This is a genomic window from Bradyrhizobium icense (genome assembly GCF_001693385.1).
In the GTDB taxonomy this organism is placed as follows: domain Bacteria; phylum Pseudomonadota; class Alphaproteobacteria; order Rhizobiales; family Xanthobacteraceae; genus Bradyrhizobium; species Bradyrhizobium icense.
Map to the genome: position 1 here is coordinate 6,642,999 of NZ_CP016428.1, position 14,702 is coordinate 6,657,700.

General features: G+C 63.3%; 5 protein-coding genes. All 5 read right to left on the reverse strand.

Features of this window, described 5'->3' with window-relative positions; genetic code table 11:
- Position 1 precedes the first annotated feature (1 nt).
- Positions 2–9,757, reverse strand: a complete 9,756-nt coding sequence (locus LMTR13_RS30760; RefSeq protein WP_065731043.1) for a non-ribosomal peptide synthetase — start codon at positions 9,755–9,757, stop codon at positions 2–4.
- Between the two features lie 54 nt (positions 9,758–9,811).
- Positions 9,812–10,780 carry a TauD/TfdA family dioxygenase gene (locus LMTR13_RS30765; protein WP_065731044.1) on the reverse strand — a complete coding sequence of 323 codons (969 nt, stop codon included), beginning with the start codon at positions 10,778–10,780 and terminating at the stop codon, positions 9,812–9,814.
- The gene (locus tag LMTR13_RS30770; RefSeq protein ID WP_083219291.1) at positions 10,749–11,504 is read right to left on the reverse strand and encodes a thioesterase II family protein; all 756 of its coding nucleotides are present in this window, start codon (positions 11,502–11,504) and stop codon (positions 10,749–10,751) included. Before LMTR13_RS30770 ends, LMTR13_RS30765 begins: the two co-directional genes overlap by 32 nt.
- Positions 11,505–11,525: 21 nt before the next feature.
- Entirely contained in the window at positions 11,526–11,753 is a 228-nt protein-coding gene (locus tag LMTR13_RS30775) for an MbtH family protein (protein WP_065731046.1), read from the reverse strand.
- A gap of 374 nt (positions 11,754–12,127) precedes the next feature.
- A complete protein-coding gene (locus tag LMTR13_RS30780; RefSeq protein ID WP_065731047.1) occupies positions 12,128–14,479 on the reverse strand; it encodes a TonB-dependent receptor in 2,352 nt (783 codons plus the stop codon).
- Positions 14,480–14,702 lie beyond the last annotated feature (223 nt).

Consider the following 14,702-nt stretch of genomic DNA (forward strand, 5'->3'; position numbering starts at 1 on the left):
TTCACTGCCCCGCCGCGATCAGATCCTGGAGTTCGTCTGCATCGAACTCCTGCTCGATCAGCCTGATCGACACGACCCGCGCGAACGACGCGAGGTCGGGGTGAACGAACAGATCTGAAACCGGGATCGACACGCCGATCTCCTGCGACACCCGGCTGAGCACCCGCACCGCCAGCAATGAGTGCCCTCCGAGCTCGAAGAAGTGATCGTTACGTCCGATCTGCTCGACACCGAGCAGTTCGGCCCAGATCTTCGCCAGCGCGATCTCGATTTCGTCCTCGGGCGCTTCATAACCGCGGTGTGCCTGGCCATCCTCATCCGGCGACGGCAATGCGCGACGGTCGATCTTGCCATTGAGGGTCAGCGGCAATTGCTCGAGCAGAACGATCGTCGATGGCACCATATAATCAGGCAGATTGGCCGACAGCGCATCGCGCAAGGCGCGGCCGTCGAGCATCGGCTCGCCGCTCGCATAGGCGATCAACTGACGCCCGGTCCTGCTCTCGCGCGTCACCACGGCGGCGGCGCGCACGCCGCGCTGCTCGAGCAGGCGCGCCTCGATCTCTCCGAGTTCGATGCGGAAGCCGCGGATCTTCACTTGCTGGTCCGCGCGGCCGACATATTCGATCACGCCGTCCCCCCGCCACCGCGCAAGATCGCCGGTCCGGTAGAGACGCGCGCCGCTACTGCCGAACGGATCCGGGATAAACCGTTCCGCCGTCAGCGCGCGGCGGTTCAGATAGCCTCGCGCCAGCCCAATACCGCCGATGAACAGCTCGCCGGTGACACCAACGGGTGCGATGTTGAGATCGGCGTCGAGGATATAGGCGGACCTGATGCCGACGGGCCGTCCGACCGGCGCCGGCTGACCCGGCGTCAGCGCGGCGTCGTCGACGAGCCACGCCGTCGGCGCGATCACCGTTTCGGTCGGACCGTAGGCGTTGACCAGAAGGTCTACGTCGGCAACCTGACGGAGCGCCTTGATTCCGGTATCCGACCAGGCTTCGCCGCCGACAATGCAGGCTCTGATCGCAAGCCGGCGTCCACTCTGCCGCAACGCTGCGCTCAATTGGTCCGCATAGGCCGGCGGCAGAAAGATCGTCGAGACCGAGTTTCTCTCGATCTCATCGACGAGGTCGTCGATCAACAGACCCGGCCTGGATGGCAGCACGAGCGACCCGCCCGTCATCAGCGGCACCAGCCAGCGCTCGTGGGCGATGTCGAAATTGATCGAGGCCGATTGGAATTCCCGGTCGCGCGAAGTCATGCGGTACAACCGGCCGATCGCTTCGCAATGCATGGCAAGCGGCCCATGCGTTACAGCCACGCCCTTCGGTGTCCCGGTCGAACCCGACGTGTAGATTACATACGCCAGGCTATCCGGATGGATCTCGACGTTCAGATTGGCCGTATCGTCGCCGACGGGGCGTTGCGGCTCGTCGATGCACCAGGCCTCGACCCCGGTCTCGCGCAGCACCGGCGCAAGCGGCTCGAGCAGCGCGCTTTGCGTCAACACCAGTGTCGCCGCACTGTCGCGCAGCATGTAGGCGAGCCGTTCGGCCGGATAATCCGGATCGAGCGGAAGGTAGGCGCCGCCAGCTTTCAGAACGGCCAGCAGCGCGACCATCATTTCCGGGCTGCGCGCCAAGGCGACGCCGATCAGGCGATCTGGGCCGACGTCGAAGTGGCGAAGCCGCCGCGCAAACTGATTGGCCCGGGCGTTCAGCTCTCCATAGCTCAGGCGCTTATCGCCCCACACAATCGCAAGGGCAGAAGGCGCCCGCGCCGCTTGCGCCTCGATATGCGCGACGACGCCGACATAGGAAGCACCTCTCGCCAAACGGCCGGCACCGCTCCATTCCAGAATTCGCCGGGCCTCGTCACCGGCGGATAATCCGAGATCGCCGATCGGCCGCTCCGCATTGGCCGCGATCCGTTCCAGCAATCCGTGCAGGATGTCCCGAAGGCGCCGGATCGCCGCCGCGTCGAACCGGGCGCGGTCGTAGTTGAACTCGAGATCGAGCCGTTCGCTCCCGGCGAACACGGCAACCGCCAGCGCATAGTTTGTCGGCGTCACATGTTGCACCCGTCCGAGGCGCGGGCCGCTCTCCCCGGTTCGCCGCAGCGCCTGATCGATCGGATAGTTTTCGAACACGAGAATGCTGTCGAACAGCGTCTGCCCGGCCTGGCCGGCGAGGCGCTGGATTTCGTAAAGCGGCGTCCAGCCATGCTCGCGCAAGGCCAGGTTCTGCTCCTGCAACTGACGCAGCCAATCGCCGGCTCGCGCTTGCGGGCTCGGCGCGTCGACAATCGGTAACGTATTGATGAAGAGGCCCACCATCTCCTCGGAGCCCGGCAGGTCTGCCGGACGACCCGATACAGTCACCCCGAAGCAGACGGCGGCCTGCCCCGAATGCCGCCGCAACAACTGCGCCCATGCAGCCTGAATGAGCGTGTTGAGCGTCACGCGCTCGCGCTTCGCAAATGCCTTCAGGCGTTCGGTCAACTCCGCATTCAAAGCGAGTGCAACGCTGCCGTGTCCTTCTGCCTCCGATGGCTTGTTGTTCGTAGCCGGCGTATTCACCAGCAGGGTCGGCGCTTCGAGCCCTGCCAAAGCGTCGCGCCAGAATTTCTTGGCGCCTGCGTGATCGCGACTTTGCAGCCATGCGATGTAATCGCGATAGCTTCCCTGCACGGACGGCAGCGTGCCGCCGCTCACATGCTGCAGCACCTCCGCCACCAGCCGCGCCGAGCTCCAGCCGTCGACAAAGATGTGGTGATGGGTCCAGATCAGCCAGTGGCGCTTGTCGTCGAGCCGGATCAACCGCACCCGCTGCAACGGCGGCTGAGAGACGTCAAAGCCACTCTCGCGCTCCCGACGCGATGCGTCCGCCAGCGCCGCATCCAGTTCAGCGCGGCCGCCATTGCGTTCCAGCACTGCCGTGCGACTGCGCCAATCCTCTTCGACGAACGGCACCGTCACATGACGGTGCACCACCTGCTGAGCCGCGCCTGAGAGGTGCTGCCAGACAAAGCCGGTCCGCAAAGCGGCGTGCCGGTCACTCACCGCCTGCCACGCGGCTCGAAGCTTGACGGCCTCAAAACCGAACAGCTCGAGCCCGACCTGGTTCACATACGCATCATTGTCGCCATCCCTGAGCGCGTGGAACAGCATGCCCTGCTGCATCGGCGAAAGCGGATAGAGGTCCTCGATGCTGCGGAGACCCAGGGTCGCCGCCAACCGATCGAGATCGGCCTGTTCGAGCCCGGACAACGCGACATCCGAAGGCGTGAGACCAGATGCGCCGCTGCAGCAATGCGCCACCAGTTCGCGCAGGGCGGTTTCGTAAAGCTTCGCCAGCCGCGCGACCGTCTCCCACCGATAGCGCTTGCGTCCATATCCGAAGGACAGATGCAGACGTCCCTCACGCACCAGACCGGTGATGTTCAGCCATCCCCGCAAGGGCGCGGTGGCGCTGCGAGACCCACCCGCGCTTTCGGGCGCGAATCCGAACAGCGAGGAAGCCCCTACGCTGCCGTCGAAGCGGCCGAGATAGTTGAAGACGAGTTGCGGTTCCGGCAGTTGCGCCAGCGCGCGGCGCTGATCCTCGGAGCCGAGATAGCGTAACACGCCATAACCAAGCCCGCGGTTCGGAATCGCGCGAAGTTTTTCCTTGACGGTCTTGATCAGGGACGCGTCGTCGTCTGACCCGCCCTGCAGCCGCACCGGGAACGCCGTCGTGAACCACCCCACCGTGCGGGAAATATCCACTCCCGAAAAGATGTCCTCGCGGCCATGGCCTTCGAGCTCGACCGTCACATCGTCGCGCTGACTCCAGCGCGATATGGCGCGCAAGAGGCTCGCCAGCATCAGATCGTTGACCTGCGTCCGATAGGCCGACGGCGCCTCCTGCAGCAGCCTCGACGTCACTTCGGCATCGAACACCAGCGACACCTCTTCGCCGTCACCGACACGATCGACGCCGCCATGATCATCGTCGCACGGCAGGCTTGGGCCCGCCGCACCATCGAGCCAGAACGGCAGTTCGTCAGCAAGCTCCCGGATCGCCGCATAGGAATGGAGCCGCTCGCCCCAGGACGCATAAGCCTCGCTCTTCGGCGGCAGCGTCACCACGGCGTCTCTCTTCAACTGGTCGTAAGCCGAGGCCAGGTCTTCCAGCAGGACCCGCCAGGACACGCCGTCGACAACCAGATGATGGATCACGATCAGCAGCCGCTGGCTGCCGTCCGCAAGATCCATCGCCGCGGCATGCAGCAAGGAGCCCGAAGACAGCGACAGGCTTTCCTGTGCGGCCGATGCAATCGCGGTGACCTGGGTCGCATCTCCGACATCGGTATGGATCCACAGCAACTCCGACGGCGATGGCGGCGTGCCCTGCGTCGCATGCCATGCGCCGTCCACCTGCGCGAACTGCAGACACAACGCATCGTGATGATCGACGATCGTCGTCAGCGCCCGCCGCAGCGTCTCCCAATCCATCCGCGTTTGCGGGACCAGCAACACCGCCTGGTTCCAGTGATTCCGGTTGGCGATGTCTTCGCTGAAAAAGCGTGCCTGAATTGGCAGCAAATGACGCATGCTGGTTGCCGCAGCGGTCGATACCTTTGCGGTCGAACTCTCCTTCCCTGCTAAAGGTGCCGTCGCGACGGCAGCGACGGTTGCCAACCCCGCCACGGTTTGCTGGCCGAAGACCTGCTTCGGCGTCAGGCGGATGCCGCGCTTACGCAGGCGTGCGATGATCTGCAGGCTGAGAATGGAATCGCCGCCAAGCTCGAAGAAATTGTCGTTGCGGCCGATGCGTTCGCGGCCGAGCACCTCACGCCACACCGCCGCAATCTGTTCCTCGGTGTCTCCCAGCGGCTCGGAATAGTTCGCAGCGACCACATCCCCAGCCGGATCCGGCAGCGCCTTGCGGTCGACCTTGCCGTTTGCTGTCAGCGGCAGCCGCTGCAGAATAATAATGTGCGACGGCACCATGTATTCCGGCACCACCGCGGCCAATTGCTGTTTGATTACATTTGGCGTCGGCGTGGCGCCCATCACAGGCACGCAGTAAGCAACGAGCTCCTGGCGTTCGGCGCTGTCTCCGATGGCGCGCGCAGTAACCACCGCGTCATCGATCCCCTGCAGCGCCTTGATGGCGCGCCCGACTTCGCCAAGCTCGATGCGATAACCGCGTAGCTTGATCTGATCATCGCCACGGCCGAGGAATATCAGCCGGCCGGCCCGATCGCAGCGAACGCGATCGCCGGTTCGGTACAGCCGCTCACCGGCCGGCCCAAACGGATCCGGAATGAAGCGCTCGGCGGTCAAGCCGGCCTTGCCACGATAGCCGCGCGCGACGCCGGCGCCGCCAATGTAGAGTTCGCCGGCTACGCCGATCGGAACCTCGTTCAGCGCATCATCCAGAACGTGAGCATGCAGATTGGCTAGCGGCAAGCCAATGGGAACCAAACCCGTCTCGCCTTCAGGCTCACATTCTTGCGTGACCGCGCCGACTGTCGTTTCCGTCGGGCCGTAGTGATTTAGAATTCGGCACTGCGGCCGCAACTGCCGGATCTCGTTCAACAGCGCGGCGTCGCAGGCTTCTCCGCCGAGGATGAGCGCCTCGCGCGGCAGGAGATCGGCCGAGCGCGACGCGTTTAACAGCCCGCGCAAATGGCTGGGCACGATCTTGAGAATGCCGATCTCGCCGTCGCGCATGGCGTTTGCGAGCGCATCCGCGTCGAACACCGTTTCCGGCGGCAGCAGATGCAGTGTCGCGCCGGAGGCGAGCGCGCCGAACAGGACGGTGTGGCCGAGATCCGCCGCCACGGTCGAGACCATCGCGATGCTCGCCAAAGGCTGCGGCTGCAGGCGCTGCAGCAGGGCCTGCACATAGTTGGCCAACGCACCGTGCGAGACGGCAACGCCCTTCGGCGTTCCGGTCGATCCGGAGGTATAGATGACGTAGGCGGTCTGCGCCGGATGGATCAGATTGTCTGATGGCGCGCTCGATGTGTCCTCGCGCGCAGCTTCAGCTTCCGCATCGAGCACAGTGCGATCGAGTGCACGCGCTTCGGCCAGCTTCTCGCCGGCCGCCAGCACGATTTCGATGCCGCCGTCTTGCAGGATGCGCCTGATGCGCTCCAGCGGCCATTTCGGATCGAGCGGCACATAGGCGCCGCCCGCTTTCAGCACGCCAAGCAGCGCGACGACGAAAGCCGGCGAACGCTCGATCCACAGCGCAACCGGCACCTCGCACGTCACGCCTTTGCTGGCGAGCATGTGAGCGATGCGGTTTGACTTTCGCTCCAGCTCGGCGAATGTCAGCGTCTCGCTGCCGCACCGGATGGCGACCTCGGCCTGGCGGTTCGCCGTCGACGCGCGATGAAGACTGACCACATCGGTAAATCCGAACGTGGCGGCCTGGCTCGGCACGACCTGCCGGTTCGCATCGTCGATGACGAAGTCCGAAATCCGTTGTTCCGCATTTTCCGCGATCTGCCGCAGCAATGAACCGAACTGCGCCGCCAGCCGCGCGATGGTCGGGGAATCGAACAGATCGGTGGCGTAGTTGAATGTTGCCTTCATGCCGCCGGCGCCATCGACGATGTCGAGCGCGAGATCGAAATGCGATCCCGCGAGGTCCATGATGTCGATTTCGGCGGTAAGCCCTTCGACGCCGTCGAACCCGCGCGGCGCCGTCATGTAATTGAACTTGGCCTGGAACAGCGGATTGTGCGCACCGCTTCGTTCAGGGCGCAGCCCGTCGACAAGCATTTCGAAGGGCAAATCCTGATGCGACAGCGCGTCGATCACCGCGTCCTTGACCTGCTGCAGCAGGCCCGGGAAGGTCGCGCCATCGGCAATCTCGGCCCGCAGCACCAGCGTGTTGACGAAGCAGCCAATCAGTCGCTCGAGCTGCGCGTGACGACGTCCCGCGACCGGCACGCCGACGCGCAAATCGCTCTGCCCCGTATAGCGATGCAACAGCGCCTGATATGCACCGAGCAGCAGCATGAAAACGCTCACGCGATGTTTTGCGGCGATCTCCCGCAGCCGGGCGGCCAGCGCGCCGTCGATGGCAAGGCCGACCGTGTCGCCAGCGTGACTTTGCGTCGCCATACGCGGCCGGTCATGGGCCAGAGCCAGCACCGGGTGCGCGTCGCCCAGCTTTGCGCGCCAATAGGCGAGCTGCCGATCTCCTTCGCCACCTGCAAGCCAGTTTCGCTGCCAGACGGCGAAATCCGCATACTGCATCATCGGCACCGGCGGCCGGCCGGCATCCTGCCCAGTAACGTTGCGGTAGAGTCCCGCCAGCTCTTCGAGCATCACGTCGAGCGACCATCCGTCGACGACGATGTGATGGGCAAGCAGCAGCAATTCGTGCGCATCATCTGCGATCTGAAGCAGTACCGCCCGCAATAGCGGCCCATTGACAAGATCGAACGGTTTTCCGAGCTCGGACCGTCTGATCTCCGTGGCATCCTCGTCGGGACTTCCACGGAGATCCTGGAGCCTGATATCGACGCCGAGGGCGTCGTGAACGATCTGCCTTGCGCGGCCATCCGTTGCGGCGAACGTGGTGCGCAGCACCTCATGACGCCGAACGATTTCCGCAATCGCCTGCGACAAGGCGATATGGTCGAGCTTTCCCTTCAGCCGGATCGTGCTCGCGACCGTATACGCCGTTCCGCCGGGATCCAGATTCCAGAGAAACCACAGCCGCTCCTGCGCATGGGACAAGGTCGCGCGGTCGGCCGGCGCTGCCCGCTGGATCGGGGGAAGCGTCCTCTCCGCGCCCTCGCGCAACAGCACGTCGATATAATCAGCGAATGAGGCAAGCTTCGGCGCGTCGAAAAAACTGCGCAATTCCAGCTCGACGCCGAAGCGTTCGCGCAGCGCGGCAGCAATCTGGCCGGCCGCGATCGAGTTTCCGCCCAGCACGAAGAAATCATCCTCGCGATGCACCGCCTGGACGCCAAGCGCCTCGCACCAGATCGACGCCAGCGCGCGCTCGGTATCGGTCGCGGGCGCCGTCAATACGGCGCCATCGCGGCGCCGCCCTCGCTCAAAGACCATAAAACTGTCGAGCGTGTTGCTGGCCCAGCCGGCGGCGCAGGCGGAGCGCTGCAGTTTTCCGCTCGTCGTCAGCGGCATCGCTTGCGGATTCAACAGGACGATCACGGCCGGATATTCCTGCGCCTGCCGCAGCACCGCCTCGCCGATTCCCTGCGCAAGCGCTTCGGGATCGCTGCGCTTGAGTACGGCACGGCTGAATTCTGCCGCGACGCCGATGCTTTCCCGTCCATCGATCTCGACCGCGAACGCGGCAACCCGTCCGCTGCGGACGGATTCGACCTCGGCTTCGACCGCCTGCTCGACATCAGTCGGATAGACATTCTGCCCGCGAACGATCAGCAGGTCCTTGAGCCGGCCCGTCACGATCAGCGTGCCGTCCTGAATGAATCCGATATCTCCGGTACGCAGCCAGCGCGCGCCATCGCGCTCGACGAATGCTTTTTGCGTCGCCTCAGGATTGTTCCAGTATCCTTGCGCGACACTCGGACCGGCGACCCAGATCTCGCCGACTGCGTCGGCCGGTGCCGCAGCCGACCCATCGATGCGCATGATGCGCGTGACATGATTGGCGACCGTCCGGCCGCACGCCACGAGATCGGTGCCTTGGTCGGCGGCTGCGACGCGGCCTGCCGCAAGCGCTGCCGTATCGAGGGTATGGCTGACGGTCTCGGTGGTGAACTCGCCGGCCGTCACCAGCAGCGTCGCCTCGGCCAGACCATAGCAGGCAGTCAACGCGCATCGCTTGAACCCGGCCCGCTTGAACCTTTCGCCGAACCTGCGCAGCGTCGTGTGGCGCACGAATTCCGAGCCGGAGAATGCGAATCGCCAGCGGCTGAGGTCGAGCCGGTCGATCGTCTCATTGGAAATGCGGTCAGCACACAGCGCGAAGGCGAAATCAGGTCCACCGCTGATCGTGCCACCGTGATGATCGATCGCCTCAAGCCAGCGGCGAGGCCGCTCGAGAAAATTGCGCGGCGACATCAGGACGGCGGTAAAGCCGGTAAACAGCGGATTCAACAACCCGCCGATCAGCCCCATGTCGTGATAGAGCGGCAGCCAACTCACGAAGACGTCGTCGAGCGTCCCTCGGGCCACGGCCTCGATGGCCTTCTCGTTGGCCGTCAGGTTAGCGTGCGAGACGCAAACGCCCTTCGGCTGCGAAGTCGATCCGGACGTGTACTGCAGGAAGGCAATCGTGTCCGCCTCCGGCCCGGTCTCGCGCCACTCCGTTGCAAACGCCGCCGGTATCGCATCCACCGCGACGACCTCTACGTTCGCCGGCTCGGGAAGTGCCGCTTCCACCGCACCAAGCAGCGCGGTCTCCGTCAGGATGAAGCGAGGCGTCGCGTCGCGCAGAATGCCGTTGAGACGCCCTGCATAGCGTTCGGCGCCGCCCTCCGGCGGATAGGCCGGGACGGCGATCACGCCCGAATACAGGCACGCATAGAACGCCACGGCATAGTCGAGGCCGCTGGGCAGAAGGATCACCGCGCGCTCGCCCGCGCCGCCCAACTGCTGCAGCCGGGCTGCGACGGATCGAATCCGGGCGTCGAGACCGGCAAACGTCAACTCTTCGGCGACGCCGTCCCCCTCCAGGAAGCGCAACGCGATTCCGTCCGGGCGTAACGCGGCATGGCACCGTAGGCGTTCGACGAGGTTGTCCTTGTGCATCTTTTCGAATCCAGTCCGCGCGCGACGACTATTCTTTCTGCCCGAAAATGCCGATCAGCCCTGCCGATGCGCTTCCGCCATCGCGACGATCACCTTGCGGGGCCCCTTGAACGGCGCGCGCGCATGCGCGGTAAGCATGTTGTCGAGCATCGCCACATCGCCGGCCTGCCAGGGAAAGCTGATCTTGTGCGTTTCGAGAACGTTGCGGACGGTAGACAGCGTTTCATCGTCGATCGGCGAGCCGTCGCCGTACAAGACGTTGCGCGGCAGTTCGGTCTCGTCGCCGACCACGTCGAGCAAGCTCTCGCGGACCTCCGGTTCGAGGTTGGAGACGTGAAACAAATGGGCCTGATTGAACCAGACCCACTCTCCCGTTACCGGATGCCGTGCCGTCCCCTGACAGATCTGGCGCGTGCGAAGCTCGCCGTCTTGCTTCCATTCGCATTCGATGTCGTGCCCGGCGCAATAGGCCTCGACCTCTGATCTGGACTCGGTGCCGAACACCTGCTGCCAGTCGACATCGAGCCCGTTGCCGTAGTTTCGCACATACATCACGCCCTTCTCGGCGAAGCGCTCCCGAATCGCCGGCGGCATATCGCGATAGATGGCGCGGCTGTCGGCGACCGGCGTCTCGCCGCCTTGCAGCGCCGGCTGCATGCAATAGAACCATATCTTCATCGGCCAATCGCGCGTGTAGGCCTGCTCGTTATGCAGCGGGATATGCTGGTGCGGCGGGTATTCCGTGGAGGTGTAGACGCCGGAGGTGACCTGCGAGCGCGGCGTCGATCCGAACTCGTACGTGAGCAGCGGATGACCGAAATCGGCCGCGAACGCCCGGAACGCGTCAGGGCCATCGAGAGAGAAATCGCGAAACACGATGCCGCCGCAATCGGTCAAATGCCGGTCGACGGTGTCGCGCAGCCTGGGAAGCGCCGCGCCAAGCGGCTGCCCGGCCTTGTCGGCCTTCAGCAACAACGGAAGACTTTTGCCTTCAATGAGTGGCTGGACGGAGAATACGCTCATGATCCTCGCTCCGATGCGAACCAATCGATCGCCCCGACCGTCGGGCCAGGGCCGATCCGATCAGGCCGAGCAGTTCGGCTTGCTGCGTGTGAATGAAGAAGTGATGGCCCGGCAGCACGTCGAGCGTGAACTCCGCCGACGTTTCCTGCCGCCAGGCCTGTAGCGATTCACGGCTGGTCTCGTCGTCGGCCCCGCCGAAGACGTGCACGGGACACGACAACGGATGTCGCCGCCGATAGACATAGACGCCGCACATCAGAAAATCCGCACGGAGCACCGGCAATGCCGACCGCATCAGCTCCGCATTCGACAACGCCTCATCCGGCGTGCCCTGTAGATCGCGCAACTCCTTCAGCAACGCCTCGTCGCTCAATGGCAGGCGCCATTTGCTGCCGTCTCGAACGGCCGGCGCCTCGGCGCCCGAGGCAAAGAGAATGGCCGGCGCGGGCGCGCCGCGATCACGCAGGAAATGCGCGAGTTCGAACGCAATCAGCGCGCCGAGGCTATGCCCGAACAGTGCATAGGGACGATCAAGCTGCGCGTGAAGTTCGGCAGCCAGTTGCCATGCAAGCGCGTGCGGGTCGGTCGCCAGCGGCTCGTCCATGCGTGCGCCGCGCCCTGGCCACTCCACCGGCCGGACATCGATCCATGACGGCAAAAGCCTGCGCCACCGCGCATAGAGCATGGCGCTGCCGCCGGAGTAAGGCAGACAAAGAAGCCGCATCGGACGACAAGGCTCCGTTGCTTAAGCCGACTTCTGCGGCGCCGTCTCGTCCATGAATTTTCGCAAGCTCAGCGGACGCATGTCGGTCCACACTTGCTCGATGTGTTCGAGGCATTCCTTCTTGCTGCCCGTCTTGCCCACTGCTTTCCAGCCCTTCGGAATATCCTTGAACGTCGGCCAGATGGAGTATTGCTCTTCGTGATTGATAACGACGGTGAAGGTGACGTCGTCTCTGTCGAACACCATCATGGTTCGGTCCCTCTTCAGAAAACGAAAGCAATGGCGTGTTGACTAAGTCAGAAGCAAATGAGGGTCAAAGCAATATCGACGCCGAAGTTTTTAATAGCTCCAAGGTGGCGATAGCGTGACACGATGCAACCTCCGCGCTTGCGAGCTGGCGCGCATGACAAGTGACTGATTTGCAAAACGATGCGCAGTTTGTTGCAATTCTAGTTTTTCGGATCGGAACAATTTTCGATTCTCGGAATCGCACGCACGCGACGCTCGGAGTTTTCATCACATTGTCATCAATTTCGATAAGTGCTGACAATGCAGATCAAAGAAAAACCGCCGCGGACGAAATCCGCGGCGGCAAGTACTGCAGGCATGAGATCGGCGAGCGGTCAGAAGTTGAACGTCGTCGACAAGAGATAGGTGCGCGGGGCGCCGAGCGATACGGCACTGCTGACCGTGCGATAGGAGTTCCAGTACGCCTCGTTGAAAACGTTCTCGACAGCGGCACGAATGACGATCGGCTTACCGTTCCAGGGGGACAGGAAGGTATAGCGCGCGCCGAGGTCGACCCGCGTCCACGCCGGAAGCACCAGCAAGTTCGCATCGTCAGCGTAACTCTCGCTGGTGTAGATGACCCTGCCCGTCAGAGTGAGACCGTTCACATAGGGAGTATCCCATTCGGCGCCGATATTGACATTGACCGTCGATACGCCCACCGGCGTTTTGCCATTGTAGTTGAAAGTAAATCCTCCTGGATAAGCGTAGGTTTGCGATACCACTTCGCCGTCGATGAGCGTTACGCCACCGAGGACCCGGAACCAGGGCGCCACCTCACCGAAGGCATACAGTTCGACGCCGCGATTGCGCTGCTCGCCGACAAGCCTCCTTGCGGGCAGCGGCCGTCCGGGCACGGGAACTGCCGTCGCGTTCGGGGCGGTGATATCGAAATAGCTGCCCGTAACGGTGATGCGGCCCATATCGACCTTGACGCCGGCCTCCATTTGCTTGGTCTGGCCAGGCGGAAGGATCTCTCCGACGTTCGAATACGTCGTACCACCGGCGACGACTTCCGGCAGTTTGAGACCCTCGATGTAGTTCGCATAAAGCGAAATATTCTCGATGGGCTTCACAATGACCGCGTAGCCCGGGCTCCAGACTGGAAGGTCCATATGCGAAGTGGTAGGCGGAGTGGTCAGCAAGTTCTGGCTATCGGCACCTACCGCCTGCCGCCGGGCTCCGACGACGATCTGCAGCCTGTCGCCGAATATCGACATCGTATCGGCGATGCCGACGCTGCTCATATTCGTCTGGGTTTTCAGATTCTGGACGACGGTAGTGAAGTTCGGCAAAGGAACCGGGAGCGGATTGTATAGGTTCGAATTGACGGTCCCGCCGGACCGACCGAACGAATGGTAGTCGCGATCGAAGGTCGAGTAGTTGACGGTAAAGAGGTGGTGGACGGGTCCGGTGTGACCAGAAGCGCGAAAGCCGATCTCGCTCGCATAATTGTCAAAGATGTCGAACCCCTTCAGAGCAGGATTTGACCAGTTTCCCACCACCCCGCCGGCGTTCGTGATACGCGGCGATACATACTGGTAGTTGTTCTCGCTCCTGTGATAGCCACCCGCGGCATACATGGTGAGCCAGTCAGTCATATCGACTTCAGCGCGCGCCATCGCGAAAGAATCTCTCGGCTTCCAGGTCGCCCAGTCCGGCATATAATTGGTGCCGGGCCTCGGTACGGGCGGTACCGGAATTGTGGATGCAAACGGCGGACTGGTCGTGAACGTCAAGAACCGCAGCGGCGGGCTGAGATTTTCGGTCTGATAACCGACGTCGACGGAGACGCGTGCACGCTCGCCGCGATAGTCCATGTTCAACACGGCGTTGGCGAGCTCATCGGTCTGCCGGTCAATCGCAGTCTGTCCGCCCCGCCCGCCACCGTTGAAACGGATTCCGAATTCCTTGTGCTCGCCGTAGCGGCGCGCCACGTCGATAAATGCCCCGAACTGGGACTTGGAAATGTACACGCCAGTGAGCTGCGTGATGTCGTAGTCAGGAGCCCGCTTCGTCACGAGGTTAATGCTGCCTCCGATCGCGCCGGCAGGCGGCATACCACCGAGCATGACACCCGGCCCCTTCAGAACCTCGACTCGATCCAGATAGTTGGCCGAAGTCGAATAGGCCGGCGCCATGCCGTAGAGGCCGTTCATGGCGTAGTCGCCGCTGTCGTAATAGAAGCCTCTGATATAGAGGCCGTCGACGCCGTTGCCGGCGGGGGTCTTGGACCGGACCGAGGGATCGTTGAACAGGACGTCGGCTACGGTGCGCGCCTGCTGGTTCTGCATGAGCTGCGCGGTGTAGCTGACCTGATTGAACGGCGTGTTCATGACGCCGCGATTGCCGAGGAATCCGAGCTGGGATCCGGTGGCAACCTGTCCTCCCGCATAGGGTGGCGGCGGAGCACCGAGCGCGCCAGTTGAAGGCGTCACATACGGCACCGGCTCCGCCCGACGCGGCGCCGGCGCGGCGACGCGCCGTTGCACGCGCGATGTCGAGGTTTGCGACCGCCGTGGGGCGGGCCGCGCGCGTTGCTGGCTTGGAGCATCGACTGTGACGGGTGGCAAATTCTGCGCGAATGCGTTCGGGCCGCCGGCAAAATCCAGAGAGAGCGCAAGATAGCTCACCGCTCCCAGCGAAACAGCGCGCACAACATTTCTGGCAGCGACTTGATACGTCATACTTCCACCCCAAAAGCCCACAAGCAGGTCCCGGCTCGTTCTAACTTCTGAGGTGGAAACGGCGAGTAGAAGCCATCTAAGGTAACGAAGCGTGCACATAACGGATTGCGTTAGTGGCGATGAGGCAACACTCCGTAGTTTTTCAAATCGTTCTAAACAACCTCACTAAAGTTTTTAAGCGTTCTAAGTTTGCAAGCTACACGCGAAGTGGAATGTAGCGATC

Bases quoted from the DNA above. Each gene is read 5' to 3' on its own strand.
- LMTR13_RS30775 (WP_065731046.1), bottom strand. From the start codon at position 11,753: ATGATGGTGTTCGACAGAGACGACGTCACCTTCACCGTCGTTATCAAT.
- LMTR13_RS30770 (WP_083219291.1), bottom strand. From the start codon at position 11,504: ATGCGGCTTCTTTGTCTGCCTTACTCCGGCGGCAGCGCCATGCTCTAT.
- LMTR13_RS30780 (WP_065731047.1), bottom strand. From the start codon at position 14,479: ATGACGTATCAAGTCGCTGCCAGAAATGTTGTGCGCGCTGTTTCGCTG.
- LMTR13_RS30760 (WP_065731043.1), bottom strand. From the start codon at position 9,757: ATGCACAAGGACAACCTCGTCGAACGCCTACGGTGCCATGCCGCGTTA.
- LMTR13_RS30765 (WP_065731044.1), bottom strand. From the start codon at position 10,780: ATGAGCGTATTCTCCGTCCAGCCACTCATTGAAGGCAAAAGTCTTCCG.